This window comes from Bradyrhizobium jicamae (genome assembly GCF_001440395.1).
In the GTDB taxonomy this organism is placed as follows: domain Bacteria; phylum Pseudomonadota; class Alphaproteobacteria; order Rhizobiales; family Xanthobacteraceae; genus Bradyrhizobium; species Bradyrhizobium jicamae.
Map to the genome: position 1 here is coordinate 122,113 of NZ_LLXZ01000064.1, position 25,916 is coordinate 148,028.

The 25,916-nt window shown below is 62.5% G+C and carries 24 protein-coding genes; 10 read left to right on the forward strand and 14 right to left on the reverse strand.

The features are described from left to right. Positions 1 to 38: 38 nt before the first annotated feature. From CQ12_RS10840 to CQ12_RS10870, 7 genes are read left to right on the forward strand one after another with little or no spacing between them, the layout of a single operon-like run. Positions 39 to 1,352 (forward strand): phytoene desaturase family protein, encoded by a 1,314-nt coding sequence (locus tag CQ12_RS10840; RefSeq protein WP_245309848.1) that lies wholly within the window; start codon positions 39 to 41, stop codon positions 1,350 to 1,352. Positions 1,353 to 1,357: 5 nt separating this feature from the next. Continuing rightward, positions 1,358 to 2,212 (forward strand): ABC transporter ATP-binding protein, encoded by an 855-nt coding sequence (locus tag CQ12_RS10845; protein ID WP_057835293.1) that lies wholly within the window; start codon positions 1,358 to 1,360, stop codon positions 2,210 to 2,212. Further along, positions 2,209 to 3,000, forward strand: a complete 792-nt coding sequence (locus CQ12_RS10850; protein ID WP_057835337.1) for an ABC transporter ATP-binding protein — start codon at positions 2,209 to 2,211, stop codon at positions 2,998 to 3,000. The genes CQ12_RS10845 and CQ12_RS10850 overlap by 4 nt, the downstream gene beginning before the upstream one ends. Continuing rightward, positions 3,000 to 4,934, forward strand: coding sequence for an AMP-dependent synthetase/ligase (locus CQ12_RS10855; RefSeq protein WP_057835294.1), 1,935 nt, complete (start codon positions 3,000 to 3,002; stop codon positions 4,932 to 4,934). The genes CQ12_RS10850 and CQ12_RS10855 overlap by 1 nt, the downstream gene beginning before the upstream one ends. Beyond that, complete coding sequence (locus CQ12_RS10860) at positions 4,934 to 5,806, forward strand: branched-chain amino acid ABC transporter permease (protein WP_057835295.1); 873 nt, start codon at positions 4,934 to 4,936, stop codon at positions 5,804 to 5,806. The genes CQ12_RS10855 and CQ12_RS10860 overlap by 1 nt, the downstream gene beginning before the upstream one ends. 2 nt (positions 5,807 to 5,808) lie before the next feature. Next, positions 5,809 to 6,855 carry a branched-chain amino acid ABC transporter permease gene (locus CQ12_RS10865; protein WP_057835296.1) on the forward strand — a complete coding sequence of 349 codons (1,047 nt, stop codon included), beginning with the start codon at positions 5,809 to 5,811 and terminating at the stop codon, positions 6,853 to 6,855. A gap of 27 nt (positions 6,856 to 6,882) precedes the next feature. Beyond that, complete coding sequence (locus CQ12_RS10870) at positions 6,883 to 8,043, forward strand: ABC transporter substrate-binding protein (protein WP_057835297.1); 1,161 nt, start codon at positions 6,883 to 6,885, stop codon at positions 8,041 to 8,043. Between the two features lie 43 nt (positions 8,044 to 8,086). Here CQ12_RS10870 and CQ12_RS10875 read toward each other — a convergent pair whose 3' ends face one another. From CQ12_RS10875 to CQ12_RS10900, 6 genes are read right to left on the reverse strand one after another with little or no spacing between them, the layout of a single operon-like run. After that, positions 8,087 to 9,280: an acyl-CoA dehydrogenase family protein gene (locus tag CQ12_RS10875; RefSeq protein WP_083519228.1), complete on the reverse strand. Its 1,194-nt coding sequence runs from the start codon at positions 9,278 to 9,280 to the stop codon at positions 8,087 to 8,089. Beyond that, on the reverse strand, positions 9,277 to 10,212 hold the full coding sequence (locus CQ12_RS10880; RefSeq protein WP_057835298.1) for an alpha/beta hydrolase: 936 nt from the start codon (positions 10,210 to 10,212) through the stop codon (positions 9,277 to 9,279). The genes CQ12_RS10875 and CQ12_RS10880 overlap by 4 nt, the downstream gene beginning before the upstream one ends. Before the next feature lies 1 nt (position 10,213). Beyond that, entirely contained in the window at positions 10,214 to 10,972 is a 759-nt protein-coding gene (locus tag CQ12_RS10885; protein ID WP_057835299.1) for an SDR family NAD(P)-dependent oxidoreductase, read from the reverse strand. 3 nt (positions 10,973 to 10,975) lie between these two features. Then, complete coding sequence (locus tag CQ12_RS10890) at positions 10,976 to 11,770, reverse strand: enoyl-CoA hydratase/isomerase family protein (RefSeq protein ID WP_057835300.1); 795 nt, start codon at positions 11,768 to 11,770, stop codon at positions 10,976 to 10,978. A gap of 24 nt (positions 11,771 to 11,794) precedes the next feature. Beyond that, positions 11,795 to 12,289, reverse strand: a complete 495-nt coding sequence (locus tag CQ12_RS10895; protein ID WP_057835301.1) for an aromatic-ring-hydroxylating dioxygenase subunit beta — start codon at positions 12,287 to 12,289, stop codon at positions 11,795 to 11,797. Beyond that, on the reverse strand, positions 12,289 to 13,548 hold the full coding sequence (locus CQ12_RS10900; protein ID WP_057835302.1) for an aromatic ring-hydroxylating oxygenase subunit alpha: 1,260 nt from the start codon (positions 13,546 to 13,548) through the stop codon (positions 12,289 to 12,291). The genes CQ12_RS10895 and CQ12_RS10900 overlap by 1 nt, the downstream gene beginning before the upstream one ends. A 180-nt stretch (positions 13,549 to 13,728) precedes the next feature. Between CQ12_RS10900 and CQ12_RS10905 the strand changes: the two genes are divergently transcribed. After that, on the forward strand, positions 13,729 to 14,916 hold the full coding sequence (locus CQ12_RS10905) for an enoyl-CoA hydratase-related protein (protein WP_057835303.1): 1,188 nt from the start codon (positions 13,729 to 13,731) through the stop codon (positions 14,914 to 14,916). Positions 14,917 to 15,116: 200 nt separating this feature from the next. Here the strand turns inward: CQ12_RS10905 and CQ12_RS10910 are convergent, their stop codons facing one another. Both CQ12_RS10910 and CQ12_RS10915 read right to left on the reverse strand, forming a co-directional pair. After that, positions 15,117 to 15,500 carry a carboxymuconolactone decarboxylase family protein gene (locus tag CQ12_RS10910; RefSeq protein WP_057835304.1) on the reverse strand — a complete coding sequence of 128 codons (384 nt, stop codon included), beginning with the start codon at positions 15,498 to 15,500 and terminating at the stop codon, positions 15,117 to 15,119. A 54-nt stretch (positions 15,501 to 15,554) separates the two neighbouring features. Continuing rightward, the gene (locus CQ12_RS10915) at positions 15,555 to 16,544 is read right to left on the reverse strand and encodes a Bug family tripartite tricarboxylate transporter substrate binding protein (RefSeq protein WP_083519229.1); all 990 of its coding nucleotides are present in this window, start codon (positions 16,542 to 16,544) and stop codon (positions 15,555 to 15,557) included. Positions 16,545 to 16,649: 105 nt separating this feature from the next. Here CQ12_RS10915 and CQ12_RS10920 point away from each other — a divergent pair, with 105 nt between their 5' ends. Further along, positions 16,650 to 17,543 (forward strand): amidohydrolase family protein, encoded by an 894-nt coding sequence (locus CQ12_RS10920; RefSeq protein ID WP_063799716.1) that lies wholly within the window; start codon positions 16,650 to 16,652, stop codon positions 17,541 to 17,543. A 27-nt stretch (positions 17,544 to 17,570) separates the two neighbouring features. Then, positions 17,571 to 18,266, forward strand: a complete 696-nt coding sequence (locus tag CQ12_RS10925) for a GntR family transcriptional regulator (protein ID WP_057835306.1) — start codon at positions 17,571 to 17,573, stop codon at positions 18,264 to 18,266. Between the two features lie 90 nt (positions 18,267 to 18,356). Here CQ12_RS10925 and CQ12_RS10930 read toward each other — a convergent pair whose 3' ends face one another. The 6 genes from CQ12_RS10930 to CQ12_RS10955 form a co-directional block, all read right to left on the reverse strand. Then, complete coding sequence (locus CQ12_RS10930) at positions 18,357 to 19,205, reverse strand: ABC transporter ATP-binding protein (protein ID WP_057835307.1); 849 nt, start codon at positions 19,203 to 19,205, stop codon at positions 18,357 to 18,359. An 80-nt stretch (positions 19,206 to 19,285) separates the two neighbouring features. Beyond that, positions 19,286 to 20,623: an ABC transporter substrate-binding protein gene (locus CQ12_RS10935; RefSeq protein WP_198164119.1), complete on the reverse strand. Its 1,338-nt coding sequence runs from the start codon at positions 20,621 to 20,623 to the stop codon at positions 19,286 to 19,288. 95 nt (positions 20,624 to 20,718) lie between these two features. Next, positions 20,719 to 21,783 carry a branched-chain amino acid ABC transporter permease gene (locus CQ12_RS10940; protein ID WP_057835309.1) on the reverse strand — a complete coding sequence of 355 codons (1,065 nt, stop codon included), beginning with the start codon at positions 21,781 to 21,783 and terminating at the stop codon, positions 20,719 to 20,721. A 27-nt stretch (positions 21,784 to 21,810) separates the two neighbouring features. Next, on the reverse strand, positions 21,811 to 22,719 hold the full coding sequence (locus tag CQ12_RS10945) for a branched-chain amino acid ABC transporter permease (RefSeq protein ID WP_430642200.1): 909 nt from the start codon (positions 22,717 to 22,719) through the stop codon (positions 21,811 to 21,813). A gap of 3 nt (positions 22,720 to 22,722) precedes the next feature. Then, the gene (locus CQ12_RS10950; RefSeq protein WP_057835311.1) at positions 22,723 to 23,547 is read right to left on the reverse strand and encodes an ABC transporter ATP-binding protein; all 825 of its coding nucleotides are present in this window, start codon (positions 23,545 to 23,547) and stop codon (positions 22,723 to 22,725) included. A 3-nt stretch (positions 23,548 to 23,550) separates the two neighbouring features. Beyond that, entirely contained in the window at positions 23,551 to 25,455 is a 1,905-nt protein-coding gene (locus CQ12_RS10955; RefSeq protein WP_198164120.1) for an AMP-dependent synthetase/ligase, read from the reverse strand. Positions 25,456 to 25,916 lie beyond the last annotated feature (461 nt).

Genomic DNA, 25,916 nt, shown 5'->3' on the forward strand with positions numbered 1-25,916 from the left:
ACGCGGGACCAACCCGGCGGCATCGAGGGAGGTTGTTCGTGAACAGTCGAAAGGTCGATGCCGTCGTAATCGGAGCTGGCGCCGGCGGGCTATGTGCTGCGGCGCGGCTCGCTCACGCCGGGCTCTACACGGTCCTGGTCGACGACCACGACCGGCTGGGCGGCCGCGCATCTACCGAGGAGATCGACGGCTTCAAGGTCAATATCGGCGCGATAGCGATCGAGTTCGGGGGCGTGTTCGAGGAGACGTTCCACACCGTCGGTGTGCCGCTCAATATCCGTGCGCCCGAGCCCGCGAGCTCCTTCTTTATCGACGGCAGGCTGATCGACGTCGGTCGCGGAGGCTGGTCGCTCCTGCTTGGACAACTGACCAAGCAGGCCTCCCGCATCCTGGAGAAATTCGCCGACGCACGCTCAGGCAACCTGCCCGACGGCCGGCAATCCACCGAGGACTGGTTGAAGGGCTACACCAGCAACGCCACCGTTCATGCACTCTTCCGAAATCTCTGCGCAGCGATCTTCGCCTGCAACGCGGCCGAGCTGCCTGCCCGCGCCTTCCTCACTTATTTCACCAGCAAGGGCGCCTTCAAGAAGTTCGGCTTCTGCCCGGAAGGGACGATCGGTGTTTGGAACAGCCTCGCGACCGCGGTCAGGCGCAACGGCGACGTCTGGCTCGGCACACCGGCTACCGAAATCCACACGACAAACGGGCGCGTGAGCGGCGTGACCCTGCTGCGGGACGGTAAGCCGGCGCGGATCGACACCGATCTAATCGTCAGCAATGCCGGGCCGAAGGCAACGGTCGCGCTCGCCGGCGAAACCGCTTTCCCTGCCGATTATGTGGCAAAGGTCAGGAATGATCTTCGTCCGGCCGCCAACATCGTCGTCAATGTGGCCAGCCGGGAGCCGCTGGTGAACCATCCGGGGATCGTGACCTTCGGCAGGACGCGCAGGCTCTGCAACATGGCGAACCTCTCAGCCACCTGCCCCGAGCTCGCGCCGCCCGACTGGCATCTTTACGTCGCCTATGCCGTCCCGGTCCCGGCACTCGGCGAATTCGACTCCGACGCCGAGATCGCGCTCGCGCTCGCGGACCTCCGCGAACAATTCAGCAATTTCGATCAGGCCAAAATCCTCTCCATCCGCGTTATGCGCGATGATTGGCCGGCGCAACGCAGTTGCGCTGGATACGACCTGCCGCGCGAGACCGGCATCGAAGGCCTTTGGTGCGTCGGCGACGCGGTCAAGCAGTATGGCAATGGCGGCACGCAGGCCTGCGCGGAGACGGCGAAAATCGTGACCGATGCCATCCTCGCCGCGCGGTCGCCGGTGCCGCAGGCAAGCCGGGTCTGAGCGCGATGCCGACGACGATCCGGACCCCGAAATCATCCGCCGCACCGCACGCGATGCCCGCGCCGGAACACCTGCTCGAATTCCGCAACATCCGCATCGTCTATGACAACGCCATTGAGGCAATCCGCGACGTCAGCATCGCCGTTCCCGAAGGCGGCATCGTTGCCCTGCTCGGCTCCAACGGCGCCGGCAAATCCACGCTGCTGAAGGCGATGTCGGGAATTCTCTACACCGAAGAGGGCGTGGTCGAGAGCGGCACGATCAGCTTCCGAAACGAGGAAGTACATCGGCTTGCGCCAGACGAGCTGGTGCGGCGCGGCATCGTCCAGGTGCCGGAGGGCCGCCGCGTATTTCCGGCACTGACCATCGATGAAAACCTGCAGATGGGCGGCTACACCAAAACGGCGGCCGAAGCCCGCGACCGCCGCGAAACGGTGTTCGCGCTGTTTCCCCGCCTGTTCGAGCGCCGCGACCAGGTCGCCGGCTACATGTCCGGCGGCGAACAGCAGATGCTGGCGATCGGCCGCGCCCTGATGACCGATCCCGTGCTGCTGGCGCTCGACGAACCGTCCCTTGGCCTCGCCCCGTTGATCATCGACCGCATCTATGAGGTAATCGCCAGGCTGCGCGACGAAATGAAAATGACGGTACTGCTCGTCGAACAGAACGCGCAGCGCGCGCTCGACATCGCCGACTACGGCTACATCCTGGAGACTGGTCGCGTGGTCCTCGACGGCACCGCGAAGAAACTCGCTGCCAACGAGGATGTGCAGGAATTCTATCTCGGCGTATCCCATGCGGGGCGAAAGAGCCTGCGCGATGTCAAACACTACAAGCGCCGCAAACGGTGGCTGTCGTGACCAGGCTCCTTACGGTCGAAAACCTCAGCAAGCGATTTGGCGGCCTGCAGGCCGTCGTCGATGTCAGCCTCGCCGTTACGCAAGGCGAAATCTGCAGCGTGATCGGTCCGAATGGCGCCGGCAAGACCACGTTGTTCAACATGATTTCGGGCGTGCTGCGCCCCAGCGGCGGCCGGATGACATTCGACGGTACCGACCTTGCGGCTGTTTCCCCCTCGCGCTTTGCCGCCATCGGGATTGGCCGGACGTTTCAAAATCTGGCGCTGTTCAAGCACGGCACCGTGGTCGAGAACATCCTGACCGGCCGGCACACCCATCTGCGCTCCAACGTCCTTGATGCCGTGATCTTCTTCGGCCGCACCCGGAGCGAGGAAATCGCGGCGCGGCAGCGTGTCGAACACATCATCGAATTCCTCGAAATCGAGCACATCCGTGACGCCGTCGTGGGCACGCTGTCCTACGGCCAGCAAAAGCGCGTGGAACTGGGGCGGGCACTCGCGTGCGAACCGAAACTGCTGCTGCTCGATGAAATGGTGTCGGGCATGAATCAGGAGGAGACCGAGGATATCGCCCGCTTTGTCCTGGATATCCGCGACGAGCTCGGCATCACCGTGCTGATGATCGAGCACGAGATGCGGATCGTGATGGATATCTCCGACCGTGTTCATGTCCTGAATTTCGGCCGCAAGATCGCTGAAGGCACACCCGCCGAGGTGCGCCGCGATCCGGCCGTGACGGAAGCCTATCTCGGCGGCCACCGCGCGGAAGCGGCACGGGTGGAGGCATGATGTCGGCCATCGATGCATTCCGCACCGAGCACCCGCCGATCCAGTCGAGTCAGGCGCGGGCCGCATCCGTGACCGACGCCGAGTCGCTGCGAACCGCGCTGAAGGCCGCCGCAATCACCATCCCCCAATTGCTGCGCCAACGCGCGGCCATGCATGGCGATGCGCTTGCGCTACGCGAAAAAGAATACGGCATCTGGAATCCCTATTCCTGGCGCCATTACTACGAGACGGCGCGCTCGGTAGCACTTGGCCTGCTCTCGCTCGGCCTCAAGCCCGGCGACCGGGTCGCCATTGCTGGCGAGAACACGCCTGAATGGTTTTATGCCGATCTCGGTATCCAGATGATCGGCGCGGTGGCGGTCGGCATCTACCCGACCAATCCCTGGGTCGAACTTCAATATATCGTCCGCCACTCCGGTGCGCGCGTCGTCGTCACCGGCGACCAGGAACAGACCGACAAGGTGCTGGACGCGCTCGCCAACAATGACGGCCTGCCCGCGCTCGAAGCCATCGTCTGCGTCGACATGAAGGGTCTGCGCCAGTATCGACAGTCGCAACTGCTGTCGTTCGAGAAGCTTTGCCAGCTCGGTAAGAGCTATGCCGCCGAAAACCCCGACGCCAATGCGACCCTCGATCGCCTGATTTCGCAGGCCTCGCCCGACGACGTCTCGATCCTGGTCTACACTTCGGGCACGACCGGTCCGCCCAAGGGCGCAATGCTGACGCATCGAAATCTGGTCTACGCCGCCTATATCTACGCCGAAGCGGTCGGGATATCAGACAAGCCGTTCGAGGCCGTGAGCTACCTGCCGCTGTGCCATGTTGCCGAGCGCTGCTATGGCGAGGTGACGCATCTCGTGCTCGGTGGCGCCGTCAGCTTTGCCGAATCGATCGACACCGTCGCGCTCAACATTCGTGAGATTGCGCCCACGTTCTTTGTCGGCGTCCCCCGTATTTACGAAAAGCTGCAGCAGGGATTTCTGTTCCGGCTCGGCGAGAGCGGGCAACTGCGCCAGCGCTTCGTCAAAGCCTGCATGGCCTGGGGCCGCAAACTGTCGGACCGTCGCCAAACGAGAACGATCACGTGGCATGACCATTTGAGCTATACTCTGCTCTACGTGCTGCTGTTCCGCAATATCCAGCGCCATCTCGGCTTCGCCCGCAGCCGTCATCGCCTGTGCGCGGGCGCTTCAATTTCACCGGAGACGCTGCGATTCTTCGACATCGTCGGCCGCCCGGTGTCGCAGGGCTATGGACTGACCGAAAGCGGCGGCGTCGCGTTCATCCAGACCGAGAGCCACCACCGGCTCGGCGGCTGCGGGCTGCCCCTGATCCACACCGAATGGAAGCTGGATAGCGACGGCGAGATCCTGTTGCGCAACCCCGGCGTCTTCAAGGGCTACTTCCTCGACGAGAAGGCCTCGAGCGCAACACTGGAACCGGGCGGCTGGCTGCGTACCGGCGATATCGTCGAGGTCTTGGACAATGGCGAGATCACGGTGGTCGACCGCAAGAAGGCGATCATCATCACCGCGGGCGGCAAGAACATCGCCCCCTCTGAGATCGAGAATGCGTTGAAGGACAGTGAGTTCATCAAGGAGGCGATCGTGGTCGGCGAGGCCAAGAAGTATCTTGGCGCCATCATCCAGGTGGACTTCGACAATGTCGGCCGCTGGGCCCGCGACAAGGCACTGCCCTACACCAACTACAAGTCGCTTTCGCAACTTGCCGAGGTACATGAACTGGTCGAACGCATCGTCAACGAGACCAACAAGCGCTTCGCCCGCGTAGAGAACATCCGCCGCTTCGCCATTCTTGAAAAGGAACTCGATCACGACGACGGTGAATTGACCGCTACGCAGAAGGTCCGCCGCGCACTGATCGAGAAGAAATTCGCGCGCGAACTCGCCATCATTTACCAATCGGAGGGCTGATGCAGTATTTCACTCAGCTACTGATCTCCGGCCTGGCGATCGGCGCCATCTACGGCCTGATCGCGATGGGCTTTGCCGTAATCTACAAGTCCACGGGTCTAGTCAACTTCGCGCAGGGCGAGATGACCATGATCACGGCCTATATTGCCTGGACCATATCGACCACGGTCAGCGGCAACGTATTCATCGTGGCCATCGGTGCCATCATTGCAGCCGTCGTGCTCGGCCTGGTGATCGAGCGCGTGGTGATGCGGCCGATGCTGGGTGAGCCGGTGTTTGCGACCGTCATGGTCACCATTGGGCTTGCCGTGATCCTGCGCTCGTCAATCAATTTTATCTGGGACGCTTATCCGCATGGCCTCGATGTCGGCTTTGGCCGGACGATCGTCCGGATCGGCACCATCGGCGTGCGCACCGGGCAAATCGCCGTCATCGTCACGCTTCTGGTACTGCTGGCGGCGATCTGGGCATTCTTTCGCTACAGCAAGGTCGGCGTCGCGATGCGCGCCGTCGCCGCCGACGACCGCACCGCCCTCCTCATGGGAATCAGTGCCACCAGGGTACACGCGCTGGCATGGGCCGCATCGTCGGTCATCGCCGGTATCGGTGGCGTGTTCTTTGCGCTGTCATACGACCTGTCGCCGGCCATGTTCCAGCTCGGGCTGAAGGCGTTTCCGGCCACGATCCTTGGCGGCCTCGACGCCGTTCTTGGTTCAGGCCTCGGCGGGCTCCTGATCGGCATTACCGAAAATCTGGCGGGCGGCTATATCGGCTCCGGCATGAAGGAGGTCGCCGGCTTTGTGATGATCATCGTGGTGCTGATGATCCGCCCGTTCGGCATCTTCGGCGAACGCGACATCGAAAGGGTTTGACGATGCGCACCGGCGATTTCAAGCAAACTTACGGCGAACTCGTTACCCTGATCGACTCACCGCCGATATGGCTGTGGTCCGTTGTGCTGGTGGCCGCGCTGATCGTCGCGCCCCATGTCCTGAACTCCTATGCGCTTTCCTTCCTGATGATCATCCTGATCACGGTCGTGGGCGCGCTCGGACTGAACATCCTGACCGGCTACACCGGTCTCATTTCGCTGGGGCATGTCGGCTTTCTCGTCACGGGCGCCTATGCCTACGCCATCCTGGTCTCCAAATATCAGATGCACCCGCTGATCGGGTTCCTCGGCGCTGGCGTCGTTCCCGCGCTTGCAAGCCTGGTCGTCGGCGCGCCGTCCCTGCGGCTGAAGGGCCTCTATCTCGCGATCACGACGCTGGCATTCTCGTTCATCATCAACACTCTGATCCTGGAGGCGCGCTGGCTGACCAATGGCGCCCGCGGCATCTCGGTGCAGCGGCCGGAGATTTTCGGGATCAGCTTCGACGGCGATGCGGCCTTCACCTACCTCTGCCTCGGCTTTGCCGTCCTGGCTCTATTCGCCACGCTCAACATTCGTCGCAGCCGGGTCGGCCGCGCCTTCGTCGCGATCCGCGACAACGACACCGCCGCCCGGGTCATGGGCATCAACCTGCACGCCTACAAGCTGTTCGCCTTTGTCACCTCGGCCTTCATCACTGGATTGTCCGGCGCGCTGTACGGCATCTATTTGTCCTTCGTCAGCGTCGAGGGCTTTCCGTTCCTGCTCTCCATCGAGGCGCTGGCGATCCTGATCGTCGGCGGGCTCGGCTCGGCGCTCGGCGCGGTGCTCGGCACCATCCTGATCGTCCTGCTGCCGGAAGCGACGCGAATGGTCTTCAGCCTGTTCAGCGCGCAGATGGACGCGATGTTCACGACCGGTGCGCAAGAACTCAAGAGCATGCTCTACGGCCTCGTCATCATCCTGTTCCTGCGCTTCCAGCCGCGCGGTCTGGTCGGGGCCTGGCACGATATCCGGAGAATGTGGGTGAATTGGCCGCTGCGTTACTAATCAGAACAAAACAAGAGGAGGAAACACATGATGAAATATCTGGCGACGGCGTCGCTGCTGCTCGCGAGTGCGCATCTTGCGACCGGTGCTGCACTGGCAGCCGATCAGGGCATTACCGACACCGAGATCGTGATCGGCGATGTCGAGCCCTTGACCGGTCCGCCGGCACTGCTCGGCGTTGCCGCCTCCATCGGCCACAAGATTGCGATTGCGGAAGCCAACAATGCCGGCGGCATCAATGGCCGCAAGATCAAGTATGTGCTGGAAGACGACGGTTACGTCACAGCCCGCACCATCCAGGGCGTCAAGAAGGTAATCGACGTCGACAAGGCATTTGCCATGCTCGGAATCTCTGGCTCGGGGCAGTCCATTGCCGTGATGCCAGTGCTGGAAAAGGCCGGCATCCCCACCGTCATCGACGTCGCACCGGTCAAGTTCCTATGGGAGCCGCCGCGAAAGAACGTCTTCGTCGTCGGACAATCCTACGAGGAGGGCATCATCCACCTTGTCAACTATCTCGCCGACAAGAATCCCGGCAAGAAGTGGGGCCTGATCACGCAGGACGACGATTACGGCATCACCGTGCGCGATGGTTTCGATACGGTCGTCAAGGCCAAGAAACTCAACGTGGTCTACAGCGGCAACTACAAGAAGGGCCAGCAGGATTTCTCGTCCGACATGCTGCAACTCAAGGAGTCCGGTGCCGAAGTGTTTCTGGCCGGCGGCATCATCGGCGAGAACATCGCCATGATGAAGGAACTGGAAAAGCTCAACATCAAGCCTGTGGTTGGCATCTTCTGGCCCGGCCGCGTCGAGCCGGTGCTGAAGCTGATGGGTCCGGCGGGAGACGGCCTCTACGCGGTCGACTATGTCGAGCCATTTGCGGGACCCGCCGGCAAGGCGTTCCTTGAAAAGGCAAAGGGACTGCTTTCCGAGGCCGAGATGAAAGGCATTAATCGCTATTCGATGACCGGCTATGCGGCAGCCAAGGTGCTGATCTCTGCGATCGAGCGCTGCGGCAAGCAGCCGACCTGGGTCTGTACCATCGCTGAGTTGGAGAAGACCAAGAACGTGGAAACCGGCATCATGGCGCCGATCAACTTCGGCACTGGTGTGCGCTTCTCGAACCAGAAGCTGCAAATCATGCAGTCGGACTTCTCGACGCTGAGCTTCAAGCCGGTGAACTGAGCAAGCTGAGAAGCTTGCCGGCACGCGACGTGCCGGCACGCCCTCACATCCTTTTCGCGACTTCCTCCAGCATGACCTCGGTGGCTCCGCCGCCGATGGTCAGCACCCGCGCATCGCGCACCATCCGCTCGATCGGCGTGCCGCGCATGAAGCCGGTGCCGCCGTGCAGCTGCAGGCAGCCGTGTACGACCTCATGCAGAACCTCGGGCGATAGCGCCTTCACCATCGAGACTTCGCGGGGACAAGGCTTTCCAGCCTCTACCAGTTCCGCCGCATGATAGGCCAGCGCCCGGGCGGCCGCCGCTTTCGTCGCGAGCGACGCAAGTTTCAGCCGCACCGCCTGCTGATTCCACAACGGTCCACCAAATGCCTGGCGGCTCTTCACGTAATTGGTGGTGAGTTCGATCGCCTTGGCCGACTCGCCGGCGCAGATGCCGCCGATGCAGATCCTCTCGTTCTCGAAGGTTTCCATGATCCCGTAGAAGCCGCGGTTCTCCTCGCCCAGCAGGTTTTCCGCGGGAATGCGAACATCCTGGAAGGCAATCTCGGCGGTGTCCGAGCAAAGCCAGCCGTGCTTGTCGAGTTTTGTCACGGAGATGCCCGGCGTGGTGCGCTCGACAATGAACAACGAGATGCCGCGGCTTCCCTTGGCCGCCGGATCGGTGCGGGCGGCCACGATCAGGATGTCGCCATAGACAGCATTGGTGATGAACATTTTCGAGCCGTTGATCAGCCAGGAATCGCCGTCGCGGCGCGCGCGCGTCTTCAGCCCGGCGACGTCGGAGCCCGCATCGGGCTCGGTCACCGCGATCGAACAGATCGTCTCGCCGCGGATAATCGCCGGAAGATACGTTCGCTTTTGCTCGGGTGTACCCCGCAGCGTAATATGAACCGCCGACATGTCGGTATGAACCAGAACCGACGAGGTGAAGCCGCCGAATGTCGAACGCCCGAGTTCCTCCGCCCACACCATCGACGCCAGCGGCCCCATGTCGGTGCCGCCATATTCGACCTCGTGGCGCATGCCGAGAAAGCCGAGCGCGCCCATGCGGCGGTAGATTTCGCGCGGAATCTTGCCGTCGCGCTCCCACTGCTCGCCATACGGCGCTACTTCCTTTTCGACGAAACGGCGAACCTGCTCGCGCAGCATCCGCAACTCCTCGGAAAGCCGCGGCTGCTCCGAGAAGTGGAATTCGCTATCGGACTGAACGCGGGGATCGGTGGGCTTAACGTTCATGATGATGCCTTCTCGCCCTTGAGATGGAGATGCCGGCTGAGAAATCCGGCGATTGATGCGATGGCTTGATGCGCGTCGGGAATCTCTGCGAACATCTGAAAGACGTGGATCATGCCGTCCCAGACCTGGAGATCGACCTCAACACCGGCGGCGCGCGCCTTGTCGGCCAGCACCACGGAATCGTCTCGCACGATTTCACGGTCGCCGACCTGAATCAGTAGCGGCGGCAATCCCCCGAGATCGGCATAGAGCGGCGACGCCAGCGGCTGTCTCGGATCGCCCTGCTCGCCCAGATAATTTTTGGCCAATGCCAGGATCATCGGGCGCTGGTGGATCGGATCCGCATCGGCGCGGTCGACGTAGCTCACACCGGTCGCGGCCAGATCGGCCCACGGCGACATCAACGCGGCCGATACGGGCAACTCAAGCCCTCGTTCGCGCAAGGCCAGCATCGCAGCAAGCGCGAGGTTGCCGCCGGCAGAATCCCCAGCAAAGGCGATATTGGTGGGCTTCAGTCCTTGACGCAGCATCGAGTCGTAGGCGGCGAGCGCATCATCCAACGCCGCCGGAAAACGATGTTCCGGCGCCAGCCGGTAGTTGATCCCCAGCACGCGGCAACCGCTGGCAAGGGCGATCCGCGCAATCAGGTCGCGGTGCGAAGACACTGAACCGATGCGAAAGCCGCCGCCGTGGAAATAGAGTACGGCCTTGTCCGGCGGCGGATGGGCCGGCGATATCCACTCCCCGGCGACGGCATCGGCCGAGACCCGTTCGCACGTCACGGGTACGGTCGTGCCGCCAAAGGCCGAATCCCAATCGCTGCGCATCTGGGTCACAGTGGTATCGCGGTTCCAGCCGCGATAGATCGCGCGAATGCGCGCGATCGCAAGATCGATCGGCGCCGTCGCGATGTCTTCGCCTGCGCGCGCCATGTCAGCCGCCAATTCCCATACCGCCCGACACGCCAATCGTTTCGCCGGTGATATAGGCCGCCTGATCGGAAGCCAGAAACAATACGGCCGCGGCGATCTCTTCGGGTTCGCCGAGCCGGCGCAGCAGAGTGGCATCGGTCATCGCGCGCAAGATCTTGTCGCCGCCCCGGGCTACCGCCGCTTCCAGCATCGGCGTCCGGATTGGCCCCGGCGCGATGGCGTTGGCCGTAATGCCGAAGCGCGCGTTTTCGCGCGCAATGCTCTTGGTAAAGGCGATAACGCCGCCCTTGGCGGCGGAATAGACAGCGCCCCCCTTGGAACCCAACCGCGCGGCTTCCGAGGTGATGTTGATGATGCGTCCGAACCCGGATGCCTGCATCGCCGGCAATCCCGCCTGGGTGCAAGCAAAGGTCGAAACCAGATTGACCGCGAGCAGTCTTGTCCAATCCTCCGGCGTCGTATCGGTAAAGAACGCATGCTGGTCGACACCAGCATTGTTGACGACGATATCGAACGGTCCGTGTTGCGAGATGACCGTCTGCACCATGCCGGTATCACCGACATCGAGATATACCGCTATCGCCTCGACCTGGCCGGCCAGACTCGCAGCCGCCGCCAGATCGAGATCACCGATCACGACCTGCGCACCGGCACCCGCAAAGCTGCGCACGATCGCCGCGCCAATGCCATTTGCACCGCCCGAGACGAAGGCGCGGCGGCCATCGAGCCGCCCGAACTCACGCGTAGCGGCGGCCGCCACGTACTAACGTCCTGTAAAGACGGGCTTGCGCCGCTCGATCACGGCGGCGAGCCCTTCCCGCGCATCGGCCATTCCCGACAATTCGGACACCGTACGCGCCTCCTCCGACAGGCATTGCTCGATGCTGGTGCCGGTCCCCGCCCACACCAGCCGCTTGGTCGCTGCGAGCGCCTTGGGTGCACCGGCTGCCAGTTCGCACGCCATCGCCAGCGATGCGTCGGCCAGTTCGGCATCCGGCACCACCTTGGTGACGATGCCCAGATCCAGCGCCTCAGGCGCCGATATCACCGGGTTGGTCAGCAGGATCGACATCGCCCGGCGCAGGCCGACCAGCCGGGACAGGGTGACCGAGACGCCCGCATCCGGTGCCATGGCAACCCGGGTTGCGCCCGCCAGGAATTTTGCAGATTCCGCGGCGATGACGATATCGGAGGCGCAAACGAGGCCGAAGCCGCCGCCGCCGGCAGCAAAGCCCTGAACCGAGGTGATCACGGGTGCTTCCAGCCGCAGCAATCCTGTCACCGCGTTCTGCAGATAGGCTGTGGCCTGCCTGATGTAATCAGGCAGCTTTTCGCCCTTGGAAGCGAAGGTACGCACGTCGCCACCGGCGCAAAAATTCGTCCCCTCGCCGCTTAGAAGCAGCACGCGCAAAGCCGGGTGACCATGGCAAACCATGATGGCGTCGCAAAGCGCGCTCAACAGTTCGGCGCTCATTCCGTTGGCCGCATCAGGGCGGTTGAGGCGCAGCCTCGCGATGCCATCGGCGATGTCGAGCAGAACGGGTCCCTTGTCAATCATCGCAAACCTTCCACCATGGTCCGGCTAGATAAGGAATGAGAGCGTAAAGAGCGCTTTCTCGTTGTTGACCAACATCACCTTCTTGTAGGCCATCCGCAACTCGCCATCGACATGGCGCAGGCGATACTCGTTGCGGGCGGCCCAGATCGTGTCGTCACGCAGGCTCGATTCGAATACAAGGCTGTTGCTGGCGACCGAGATGTCGCCGTCCGGCTGCTCGTCCATGAGTTCGATGTTGGAGACCAACCGCCGCAGCCGCGATTGCGGCGTCTGGGTATGACGCTTGCCGGTCAGCAACTGCTTGATCCGCAGCGAAATCCGCGACCGGTTGTCGTATATGATCGACATTTCCTTTTCGGGATCGATGTTGTCGCCATTGGCCGGCACCCAATAGACGCCGTCGTCGGTCCAGAGCGCCTCCCAGGCCTCATAGGCGTGTTCGTCCTGAAGACGTGCCTCTTTGTAGATGAATGCCGTTACCGCGCTCATCAACGTGGCGCTGCTCTCGCGCGACAGCATCACACGGCCTCCATCAGGCGCCGGTAATGGCTCCATATGCCGCGCGACGGGACCTCGTCGGTGACGTGGCCGACCTTGAAGCCGAGATCGTCGTGCCGCTCGCGCTTCTCGCCGCGACCGAGATAGATCCATTCGGGACTGCGCGCCAGCACACCGCGATGGCAACGCTCGTACATTTCGGAATCGTCGGCAAGCAGCAAGCCCGCCGGGCCGACCGAGCCCATAGTCTGCTGGCGCAGGCGACGGTTCATATCGGGCGCTCCCTTGAACTGCAGCGCCGTGACGTGCTGCACGCTGTCGTCGACTGCGAGCGGCTGAATCACGAACATCTGGATCTCGGCGATGAACAGGTTCGGAAAGATCATCACGTGCGGCGAGCCGTCGATCATGATCTCCCGTGCGGCCTGGTCGCCATAGGCGGCCTTCATCCGCGTGGTGTAGTCCGACAGCCGGGCTTCCGTGGTGCCGAACCAACTCATCGGCGCGTCGCGCTTGCGGAACTCGGGCCGCAAGTCGATCTCGGTGTGGCCGTTGCCATAATCGCGGGTCACTGCCGTGGATGCGCCACCATAGAGCTTGCCGATCGCACTGTCGGCGACACCAAAGATCGAGGAATGCACGAACGCTGGGTGATAACCGTCGCACTCGTTCTCCAGGATGAATTTCCAGTTCGCCTTGACGCGGTGCTTGAGAAAACCCGCAGTGATCTCGACCTCGCCTTCCGGCGAGAAGCGAACGAGGCGGTCGATCGTCTCAGTCGCGCCGCCGAGATGTTCTTCGAGGGTCGGACCATCGGCGGCGAATGAGCCGAATACGAAGCCGCGATAGGATTGCACCCGCGTCACCTGGCCCAGCGCCAGCTTTGACTTGTCCTGGCCTTCATAGCCGTCGGGGAAGGCGTAACCGACGAGGCGGCCATCATTGGCGAAGGTCCAGGAATGGAACGGGCACGTGAAGGAGCGCGCGTTGCCCCTGTCGTAGGAGCAGACCTGATTGCCGCGATGCGAACAGCGATTGAGCAGGAGGTTGACCTTGCCCTGCTCGTCGCGGGTCATGATGACCGATTGCGGGCCGATGGACTTGACGACGTAATCGTTGGCATTCGGTACCTCGCTTTCGTGCCCAACATAGACCCAGGTGCGATACCAGATGTTCTGCAGTTCGGCTTCGAAGATAGCTGGGTCGCTGTAGAGCGAACCATGGACGCGGTCCGGCCGGATCAATTCACCCCATTGCGACGCGCGCGGCACGACGTTCATCGCTGCATCTCCCATTGGATCCCACACGGCTGCCGGGCTCTCTTGCGGAGCCCCACGGCTTCGGTTAAAAATAATCCGACTGACCGTTCTAATAATAGCACCGGCGTTTGACAGCTTCAAGCGTATTTTCCGCGTCAGTTCGCATGCCGTTGAAAACAACGGGTTTGAAGGGAGTTTTGGATGGAAAGCCACACCCATGCTAATCTCGCCCGCGCGCTGTACGTTGCGCTTGCTGCCGGCGACCGTGCGCAGCTCGACGCATTGCTGCACCCGGAATTCTTCGGTCGCACCGCCGAGGGGATGCCGTTCGGCATCGGCGGCGAACACGACGGCCCTACTGCGATGCGCCGCAACGGCTGGGGCGCGATCGCCCGGCATTTCGACGCGCTCGCCGAGCCGGAAGAATTCCTCGATCTCAAAGACGGGCGCCTGCTGGTGAAGGGCCGTTATCGCGGGCGAGGCAAACAAGGCGGCGCCGTGCTGGACGCCGCCTTTGCCCACCTGATCGCAATCGACCAGGGACGCATCAAGTCGCTGGAGCAATATACCGACACCGCACGCTGGCATGACGCAGCCGGTCCGCTTCGAACCGTGCTGCTTGATATCAGAGACCATGTCGCGACCTTGCGGCTAAATCGCCCCGACAAGGGCAACGCAATCGACGCGGATATGGCCGACGATCTTGCCGAAGCCGCGACCCAGATTGCCGAGAGATCAGATGTCCGCGCCGTCCTGATCGCCGGCAACGGGCCGAACTTCACGGTCGGAGGCGACCTTGGCCTGTTCGCGGGAACAGCGCGCGAGCGACTGCCGAACCGGCTGCGCCGCATGATCGACAGCTATCACCTTGCGATTGACCGGCTTACCAGCATCGATGCACCCGTGATCGCCGCGGTACGCGGCGGCGCCGGTGGCGGCGGATTGGGGCTGCTCTACGTTGCCGACATCGTCGTGGCAGCCGACGATGCGCGGTTCGCGCTAGGTTATGGCGCGCTGGGCCTGACGGCCGATGGCGGCAATGCCTGGTTCCTGCCCCGGATGGTCGGGATGCGGCGCGCGCAAGAACTCTTCCTGCTCAACCGTCGCCTCACGGCGCAAGAGGCGCTCGCGTTCGGATTGGTCTCGCGCCTCGCGCCTGATGATGAAGTCGAGACTGAGGCGGTCGGCCTCGCCGTCAAACTGGCCGCAGGTCCCACACGTGCCTTTGGCGCGGTACGCCGCATGCTGAGACAGTCCTTCGAAACTGGCCTGTCTGACCAACTCGCCGCTGAGAAGGATTCCATTGTGGCCGCCAGCAGCACACAAGATGCGCAGGAAGGAATCGCTGCCTTCGTTGCCAAGCGCCGACCGCAGTTCCACGGCAGGTAACCACACCTAGCGAACGGCCCTGATCGGCGATTATCACGGGACCGCGCCAAGCCCCTCGCCACCAGTGTCAACTCGCGGTGAGTCGCTGGTCCAAATTAGCGTCGCAAACCGATCGCCTGCCGGAAAAAAGATAGGCTGATCAGCCTGTTAGGAATGCGCGGCAGTGTGGTTGGGAATCCAGGTTCCCCAGCCAGCCTTTCTCACTCGCCGCCATCTGGAAACTGCGCGCTGAGAATCTCGCCTGCAAGATTGAAGGCCCCGACGCCGCGAAACAGCGCAGCGATCGCCGCGGAGGCGTGTAATTCCTGCAGCGTGGCACCCGCCTTGATGGCCGCGCGGGCATGGTTCGCAGCCGCGTCCGAGGTCTGCACCAACAGGATGGCGAACGACATCAACTGCACCGTCTTTTGGTCGAGCGCCTGCGGAGTAAGCGCCGCAACACGCCAGTCTTCGAGTGCGGTAACGATGGCAGGATCGACCTGAAGTCCGAGTTTCAGCCGCTTGGCGACCTTTGGCGGGACCAGCCCGATCATGTCACGATAGCGGCGCTCGAGATCATCAAGCGTAGATGGCAGCTTGCTCATGCGGTGTTTCGCAGCCCTGTGTGGAACGTAGTTTCGTGACGGTGTATGTTGCCGCTATTCGAGCTTGACCCCGGCACTCGTCGCCACCTTGCCCCATTTCCCGGTCTCGGATCGGAGAAACGCGCCGAACGCAGCACCCGACAGCGTTCCAGGCTCGGCACCAATTTCTGCAAGCTTCTTCACCACATCCGGATCCTGCAACACTTTGCCGATCGACGCGGTGAGAGCGGTGAGCACCTCCGGCGGCGTGCCGGCGGGCGCCACCATTCCGAACCAGGATGACGCCTCGAAATCGGCAACGCCGGCCTCGACCATGGTGGGTACGTCCGGAAACAGCGGCGAGCGTGCAGCCCCCGCAACAGCAAGTGCCCGGATGGTGCCGCCGAGCACCTGCGGCCGTATGGCCGGCATGTTGTCGAACATCATCGGAATCTGCCCGGCGATCAGATCATTCATGGCAGGCGCCGCCCCGCGGTATGGGACGTGTACGATGTTGATACCGGCGCGCGCCTTGAACAACTCGCCGGCGAGGTGATTGGTCGAACCGTTACCCGACGAACCGAAGTTCAGTCTGCCGGGCGACGCCTTGGCGAGCGCGACCAACTCGCCGACCGTCTTCGCCTTTACATCGGGATGAACGGCAAGAACGATCGGAACCGAAGCGATCAGCGCCACCGGCACGAAATCCTTCTCCGGGTCGAAGGACAATTTGGCATAGAGGGCCTGGTTGATCGCAAGCGGACCCGGTGCCGTGAGCAGAATCGTGGCGCCGTCAGGCGCCGAGCGTGCAACGGCTTCTGCGCCAATATTGCCCCCGGCCCCGGACCGGTTTTCGACGATGACAGTCTGGCCCCACAGTTCGCCGAGTTTGGCGCCAAGCAATCGCGCGATTACGTCATTGGACCCGCCGGCTGGAAACGGCACGACGATACGAACTGACTTGTCCGGATACGACGCCGCCACAGCTGGCGAATTCAATTGCGTCGCCAAGACCAGGCCCAAGACCAGGCCCAGCACCGCCCGCAACAACAATGGCCCGAACATTGGCGCCCCCAATCATCGATTATTTTTGAATCATAGATTATTCTTGACACCTCCGGGCCTCGGCGTCAAATCGTCGGGCGCCCCCGGCCCCGGAAACGCCGAACGATGACCACCTCCGCTCGTCCGACCCATCCATGCCCTGGTCCCGACCGCCGTCCCAAGCGCCCAGCCTTTGCTGCCCCGCGCGGGGCCTGCGACTGCCACGTGCATGTGTTTGGTCCTCAGGCGGATTATCCCTTCAGCCCGCAGCGCAGTTACACGCCCGAGGACTGCACGTTCGAGGATCTCGAGCTGCTGCGTGCGGCTCTTGGCATCGACCGCGCTGTTATCGTGCATGGCGGCGCCCACGGCACCGACAATCGCGTCACGTTGGCGGCACTCGACCGTGCCCCCGACACGCTGCGCGGCGTCGCTGTGATCCCATCCGGTCTGCCACACACCGATCTTGAGGAGATGCACCGCCGTGGCATGCGCGGCTGCCGAATGTCGACCGTGGTCAGCGGTGGCGCATCGTTCGACCACCTGGAAGGGCTCGCCAGCGAGACTTTTGACCTCGGTTGGCATCTGGTGCTGCATTTCAACAAGGCCACCGAACTGGTCGAACTCGCGCCCCGGCTGCACGCGCTACGCAGTCACTTCATGCTCGATCATCTCGCCCGTATCGACGGTCGCGATGGCGTCGCTTCGCCGGCGTTCAACACATTGATGCGGCTGCTCGACACCGGCCGCTGCTGGGTCAAGCTTGCGAGCCTTTATCGGCTGTCCGCCGATCCCTATCCCCATCCGGACATGCTGCCGATGATTGCCAGCGTGGTCGCCCACCGACCCGACCGGGTGATCTGGGGAAGCAATTGGCCGCACCCGATCTGCCCGGTGCCGATGCCGAACGACGGTGATATCGTTGATTTGATTCCGCTGTGGCTCCCGGACGTGCATATGCAGCGGCAAGTGCTGGTCGACAACCCCGCCGCGCTGTACGGCTTTCCCCCGATCGACTGAACATGACGCAGACCGACAGGATACACCATGACGGACAGAACGGCCGAGGCTCCGAGCTCCGCAACGCTGTCGTCCACGCTCGTTGGCCGACTGCGCAACGCAATTATGCGCGGCGACCTGATGCCTGGCACCAGGCTTAACCTCGACCGCATGCGCGCGAGCTTCGGCGTCAGCCTGAGCCCGTTGCGCGAGGCATTGTGCCGGCTCGAGAACGACGGCCTCGTCACCATCGTCGATCAACGCGGCTATCGGGTAACGCCGGTATCAGCAGAAAACCTGGCGGAAGTTATCCGGCTTCGCGTCGAGCTTGAGGGCATGGCGCTAAGGGAAGCAATACAGCACGGCGACATCGCGTGGGAAGGTCGGATCCTGGCTGCGCTGCATCAGCTCAACCGCTGCAAGCGCAGTGCGCGTTCCTCGATCGAAGAGCAAGAGGTATGGGAGCTCGCCCACCGTGCGTTCCATGCCGAGTTGATTGCCGCATGCCGCATGCCGCTGCTGCAGCAATTTTGCGCTACGCTGCACGACCAGAGTGATCGGTATCGTCGCATCTTCCTGAAAACGCATACCCCGGACCGGAACGTGGCGGAGGAACACGCCGCCATCGCCGACGCCGTCATCAAGCGACGCGTTCGCGAAGCCAGCGCCATTTTGCGTGCCCATATCGAGCGTACCGGCCGAAATATCCAGACCGCGCTTGATCACGGCCTTTGCAGCACATGATGAACTTGCGCAGTGCCACCTGCTCGTTTTCGTGGCGGGACCATCAGGTCCCCGGCGGCTCAGCGTCCTTTCTGCCAAGCAAGCGATCCCTCAAACCCACCTCTTCCGCCGCCGGTACGACTTGATGTCGCGAAAGCTCTTGCGGCCTTCGGAAGACATCCCGAGATAGAACTCCTTGACGTCCTTGTTGTCCGCCAAGGCCTTGGCCGGCCCGTCCATCATGATGCGGCCGCTTTCCAGGATGTAGCCGTAGTCGGCGTATTTCAGGGCCACGTTGGTGTTCTGCTCGGCCAGCAGGATGCTGACGCCCTCCTTCTGGTTGAGGTCGCGGACGATCTCAAAAATCTCCGCCACGATCTGCGGGGCGAGGCCCATCGACGGCTCGTCCAGCAGCAGCATGTTCGGCTTCGCCATCATGGCGCGGCCGATCGCCGTCATCTGCTGTTCGCCGCCTGACGTGTAGCCTGCCAGGCTGCTCCGTCGCACCTTCAGGCGTGGGAAATAGGCGTAGACCTTGTCCAGCGCGTCGCGCAGTTCCGCGCCCCTGATGGGCCGCGTATAGGCGCCGGTGATCAGGTTCTCCTCGACGGTGAGATGGCCGAAGCAGTGTCGCCCTTCCATCACCTGCACCATCCCCATGCCGACGAGATCGCCGGGGGTTAGCTGGTCGGTACGCTCGCCGCGGAACTCGATCGAGCCCTTGGTCACTGCCCCGCGCTCGGAAGCAAGCAATGTCGAGATAGATTTCAGCGTCGTACTCTTGCCGGCGCCGTTGCCGCCGAGCAGAGCGACGATCCCACCTTGCGGAACCTCGAGCGACACGCCGCGCAGCACGAGGATCACGTGGTCGTAGATCACCTCGATGTTCTTCACGGCCAGAATCGGGCCGGCGCCGGTGGCGGCGGGACGATCGGCAGCCGATTTCACGGCGACGTTCATGGCGATTTACCTCGGTAAGACTTCGCAGAGTTGGAGGGTGGAAGGGCACGGCCCTCCCACCCGACGCCTTGTTCAGCCGATCAGTTCGGGCAGTCGCGCAAAGTGATGTTGTTTTCCTTGGCGTACTTTTCCGCGGAATCCTCGATCAGCTGGCGAATAAACTTCGGATCGTTTGCTCCCAGCCAATCCTTGCTCACGATCTGGAACTTGTTGCCGTCCCACTGCATCATGTGGAAGGTGCCGGCACCCTCGTGGTTGCGGCAGGTCAGCTTGTACGGCGGAATCATGCCGTCGATGCCGAGCTCCTTGCGCCTCGCCTCGCTAGTGTAATCGAGCGCTTCGTAGCCGTCGCGGAATTCCGCACCGGTGACCGGCTTGCCTACCTTGTTATGTATCCTTTGCGCATTACGCAGCGCCTCGACGTAGTTGACCGCCGCGATGACCCCGCGATTGTAGTAGATCGTACCGACGCGGGCCGGATTCTGCATATTGCCCTTACCTGCACCTCCGCTGTACAGGACCTTCTCGATGTCGGCGATCAGCGGGAACTGCTTGCCCGGCAAGACCATCGCGACAACATGGGTGTCCTTCGCCTGCGCGCCGCCGGCGATCATGTCTTCTTCGGCGCCGCCGAAGGTGACGAAGATGATCTTGTTGCGCGGGAAGCCGACGCGCGCCGCACTCGTGATGGCCGTGCCGCTCATGCCGGCGCCCGCGCCCCAGAACGTAACCCAGTCGGCCTTCGCCTGGCGGATCTGCAGCCATTGCGACTGCTGTTCCAGGCCCGGAGGAGCAATCGGGATTTCAATCAGGTTGACGCCCCAGTCTTTCGCGATCTGGCGCATCGCCGGCAAAGGCTCGCGGCCGTAAGCGGTATCGATGTGAAGGTGGACGATCGTCTTGCCCTTCATCTTGTCGATGCCGCCTTCCTTCTGCTGGATGAAGTTCAGCTTCATGGCGATCTGCGACCAGTAATTGGCGGTCGCGCCGAACACCCACGGCCAGACGCGACCGTCGGCGGCGTCGGTACGGCCGTAACCGGCCTGCGCCAGCACCACGTTGTCGGCTGCCACGCGGCCGATCACCGCGTAGGCCAGCGGCGTGCCGTAGGGATCCCACAGCAGCATCTTCTGATCGCCTCTGTTCAGAAGGCGCTGGTAACATTCGACGCTGCGGGCCGCGTTGTATTCCGTCTCGCACTCTTCGTAGACGAGCTTCACGCCGTTCACGCCGCCGTGCTTGATGTTGACGTAATTCAGATAGTCGATAACCCCGCCGAAAATACCGGTGCCCATGGCGTTGTAGGGACCGACGCGCATGCTTGCCACCGGGAAATACTGTTCTGGCTGCTGGGCCATCGTTGGCGTGGACACAATTGCCGCCGCCATGATGGCGCCCGCAGCCGCGACACCGGACAACCCCCGGCGCAGTATGTTCTTGCTAGACATCCTTGTTCCTCCCGACGTTGCGATTAGTGACATGTGTACCGTTTCTTGTTGATGCGCCGAATCATCTAGTGCTTGAACGGCCACAAGCGCAGCCGCTCCTTTGTTAGCTGCCAGACCCGCGCGAGCCCCAGCGGCTCGTAAATCAGGAATGTGATAATCATCACCCCGAAGATGACTTGCTCCACCGCCGAGATCACGCCCGCGTCGACGGACTGACCGAAAACGCCGTGGAAGAAGACGTTGAGGAAAATCGGCATGAGCAGGATGAAGCCTGCGCCGAGGAAAGATCCCATGATCGTTCCGAGGCCGCCGATGATGACCATGAACAAGATTCGGAATGACAGCTCGATCGTGAACGCAGAGGGCTCGACCGTTTGAAGATAGGCGAATGCAAACAGCGCGCCGCCAACGCCGCAGTAGAATGAGCTGATCGCAAATGCCTGCAGCTTGGTGCGCAGCAGCGACAGTCCCATCGCCTCGGCGGCGACGTCCATGTCGCGCACCGCCATCCAGCCGCGGCCGACGCTGCCACGGGCCATGTTCTTGGCCAGCAGCGCCAGCACCGCGACGATCGCCAGCACCACCCAGTATTTCTCGCGGGGACTGGCGAAGTTGTGGCCGAACATGATGATCGGCTGCGCGGTGATGACGCCAGCCGGATCGTAGTTCTTGAACCAGGGAAACTTGTCGAGCGCCCAGACGATGAAGAACTGCGAAGCTAGCGTTGCAACCGCCAGATACAGCCCTCGGATGCGCAGGCTCGGCAACCCGAAGACGATGCCGACCAGCGCGGCGCATACGCCGGAAAGCGCAACCGCGACCACGAAGGGAATGCCCTCGACGCGCAGGATCAGGTTGTAGCAGGCGAAGGCCCCCACCGCCATGAAGCCCGCCGATCCCAGCGAAAGCTGGCCGGCATAGCCCATCAGGATGTTCTGCCCGAGCGCCACCAGCGACAGCACGAGCCATGGAATGAGAATAGCGCTCAGCCAGTAGGCGTTGGCGACGAAGGGCAGCAGCACCGCCGCGATCAAGATGATGGCGATGCCGATGCGGTCCTGGCGCAGCGGAAAGATCTGCGAGTCCTGCGCGTAGGAGGTGCGAAACTGACCGGCTTCTCGGTAGAACATTAAGGATATCTCCAGTTTGCCGGATCGTTAGACGCGCCGAATGATTTTTTCGCCGAACAGGCCTTCGGGCCGCACCAGCAGGAACAGAACGGCCAGGACGTATGGAAACCAGACTTCAACGCCGCCGCCGAATTTTGGACCGATATAGACTTCGACAACCTTTTCAGACGCTCCCACCAGAAGCCCGGCGACGATCACTCCGGGGACCGAGGTGAAGCCGCCGATAATCAGGACGGGCAGCGCCTTCAGCGCCACCCACACCAGCGCAAACTGCACACCGCTGCGCGCGCCCCACAACATGCCTGCAACCAGCGCAACGACGCCAGCAGTCGCCCAAACGAGCATCCAGATATGCTTGAGCGGGATGCCGATCGAGAGCGCCGCCGTATGGTCGTCTGCCACCGCACGCAAGCCACGGCCGACCTTGGTACGTGAAAACAGCAGCGCCAGCGAAGCCACCATCACGGACGCGACGATGCCGGCCGTGATGTCGAGCTGGCTGATCAGCATGCCGGTCTTGTCCATGACCCAGTTGATCGGCTCGTCGCGGATACCGAGATCGAGGTTTCGGACGTCCACGCCCCACGCGAGCTGCGCGACCCCCTCGATTACGAACGAAAGGCCGATTGTCGCCATCAACAGGGTGTCTTCGCTCTGGCTCACCAGCGGGCGCAGCACGAAACGCTCGGTTGCCATGCCGACAAGCACCATCACGCCGATGGCGACCGGCAGCGCCGCCCAGAACGGCAGCCCGAGCTCCATAACGCCGACGAAGGTAAGGACGGCGAAGAACACCATCGCGCCTTGCGCGAAATTGAACACCGACGAGGCCTTGTAGATCAGCACGAAGCCGAGCGCGACGAGCGAATACATGATCCCCGACAGCAGGCCGCCGACCAGAACCTCAATGAAAAACCAAATGTCCGGCATTGCGATTCCTCAGTGGGCCACGCCAAGATAGGCGTCGATTACATCCTGGTTGGACCGCACCTCATCGGGCGTGCCGTCTCCGATCTTCTTGCCGTAGTCGAGCACGACGACGCGATCGGAGATGTCCATCACCACGCCCATGTCGTGCTCGATCAGCACGACGGTGGTGCCGTAGTGGTCGTTGACGTCGAGGATGAAGCGGCACATGTCCTGCTTCTCCTCGATGTTCATGCCGGCCATCGGCTCGTCGAGCAGCAATATCTTCGGCTCGGCTGCAAGCGCCCGGCCAAGCTCCACCCGCTTCTGCAGGCCGTAGGGAAGGCGCGAAACCGGGGTCTTGCGGATGTGCTCGATCTCGAGGAATTCGATGATCTCTTCGACCACGGCACGGTTCTCGGTTTCCTCCCGACGGGCACGGGGCAACTGCAAGGCCACTTCCAGGAAAGTTGCGTGCGTACGCAAAATGCGGCCGGCCATGATGTTGTCGAGCACCGACATGCCGCGGAACAGCGCGATGTTCTGGAAGGTGCGCGCGATGCCGAGATGGGCAGCGTGTGTCGGTGTCATTTCCGACAACCGTTCGCCGGCGACGGTGATGCTGCCTTCCTGCGGCACATAGATGCCGTTGATGACATTGAGCATCGAGCTCTTGCCGGCGCCGTTCGGACCGATGATGGCGCGAACCTCGTGCTCGAGCACGTTGAAAGAGATATTGGTCAGCGCCTGCACGCCGCCGAACCGCAGCGAGATCGATTCAAGCTCTAGGACCGGCGGACCGAAGGGAAAGGCGCGTTCGGCGGATTGCAGAATGGAGGATGGCACGGTAATCGTCATGTTTCAGGCAACTTTCCGGGTCTGCGCGGGCGCCGTGACTTTCGCGTCGCGGATTTTCACTTCATCGGGTTCTGCGCCGAAGCGTACACCGGCGTGGCCGCTGTACATCGCGTCAACCAGCGCACGGTATTGCTCGGCGATGACATGACGCCGTAGCTTGCCGGTGCGCGTGAGGGCGCCGTCATCGGCGCTCAACTCCCTGCCCAGAATGGTAAAGCGGTGGATCTGCGATTGCGCCAGCAGCGGCTCAGACGCGAGTTGCGCATTCACCTTGGCGATGCAATCCGCAATCAACGCATAGACCTCATCATGCGCGGCGAGATCGGCGTGTCCGATGTAGGAAACGCCCTGCCTGTCAGCCCAGCGGCCGGCGGCGGCCATCTCGATGTCGATCAGTGCGCACACCATGTCGCGCCCGTCCCCGAACACGACGGCTTCCCTGATGTAGGGCAGGAACTTCAGCTTGTTTTCGATCACCCGCGGTGCATAGGGCGAGCCGTCCTTTAGCGCGCCGACATACGCCATGCGATCGATGATCCGCAGCTGTCCGTCCTGGTCGAGGTCGCCGGCGTCGCCCGTGTGAAACCAGCCTTCGGCGTTCTTCGCCCGCGCCGTCATTTCGGAGTCGGCGTGGTATTCCCTGAAAAGACCGGGCGAACGCACCAGGATCTCGCGCTGCGGCGTCAGTTTCAGCTCCACGCCTTCGAGTGGAGCCCCCACCGTATCCGGCTTGATGACGCCGTCGCGCTGCATGGCGACGAAGAAACCGGTCTCGGTCGAGCCGTAGAGTTGCTTCAGATTGATCCCGAGCGTGCGGAAGAACATCAGGAGATCGGGATCAATCGCGTCGCTCGCCGAGTAGGCCACGCGCACCTTGCTCATGCCGAGCATGTCGCGCAGCGGGCCGCGGATCAGGAGATCGCTCGCCAGCGACAGCACGCGATCGCCAACGGAAACGGCCTTGCCGGCAAGCCGCTGCTCGCTCATCCGTGCGCCAACCGCCATGCAGGAGCGATAAAGCCACTGCTTGAAGCCGCCGGTCTCCTCGATCCGAAGCGACACCTGCTTGAGCAGCGCCTCCAGCACGCGCGGCGTGACGAGCAGGTATGTCGGGCCCATCTCACGCATGTCTGACAGCATGGTGTCGGGGGATTCGGGGCAACAGATGCAGTAACCGACCACCATCGGCTGGACGTAGCCGAACAGGATCTGGCCGATCCACCCCGGCGGAAGATAGGCCATCGCCACGTCGGTGTCTTTCAACTCTCCTATTGCCGCGGCCAGACGCGCACGATCGATCAGCGCGGCATAGGCGAGAACGACGCCCTTGGCAGGGCCGGTCGTGCCCGATGTGAAGAACAGAAATGCCGAATCCTCACCCTTGCCGCTCGCCACCTCTCCTTGCAGGAAGTCGGGCTTCTGCGCGGCGAGCTCCCTGCCCTCCTGCAGGAGCGCGTCGTAGCTGACGAGCTGCGGCTGCTTGTAATGGCGCATGCCGCGGTCCTTGTCGTAGACGATGCATCGAACCGTGGGGCAGCGCGGCAATATTTCGAGCAGCTTGTCGACCTGCTCCTGGTTTTCGGCAAAGACGTGGGTAACTTGCGCGCGCTGGATCGAGGTCGCGATCTCGTCAGCCGTCGCATCCTGATAGAGCGGCACCACGATGGCGCCGAGCCACTGCGCCGCGCACATCGCCACATACAGCCGCGGCCGATTGTCGCCCAGCAAGGCGACATGCGCACCGCGCTGCAAGCCTCGCTCCGATGCTGCTACTGCAAGCGCCGCAGCTTCCTCGCCCAGTTCGCGCCAGGTGATGGTGCGCCAGATGCCGCGGTTCTTTTCACGGATGGCCGGACGTTCACCTCGCTCGCGAGAGTGATGCAGGAGCAGCTTTGGAAAAGTATCCAAGCCGGAAGTCCCAGTTGTCATTTGCCGCTTTTCCCCTTGCCCCCATGACTGCCTTGGCGCACACGACGCGCCTCGGCAGACCACCCACAGAATGTCGGAATGCAGTGATCTGATGTGCCGCGATCAGCGTGCAGGAATCGACCCGACGTCGACGCCTTGACGACGCGCCGTTATCGGCAACAGCAAGAAACGAAACGTGCGCAGGCTGCGACCCAAACCCAAGGTCGGCTCGCCTTTCCAGATTCGTTCGCCCCGTTTCCACCCGCATATGTTTTCCTCTGGCCAATGCTCGCCCAGATCCGCCAGTCGTTTTTTGTCAGCATGCAATATCAATCGAGCGAAGTCGATTTCAGATTGGATCTATTCCAGATTGAGTGCGATTGAATGACATAGGGACGACGACATAGGCTAAGCCTATGGGTCTATCGCGTTAGGCTAAGCCTATGGATCCGCAAAACTTC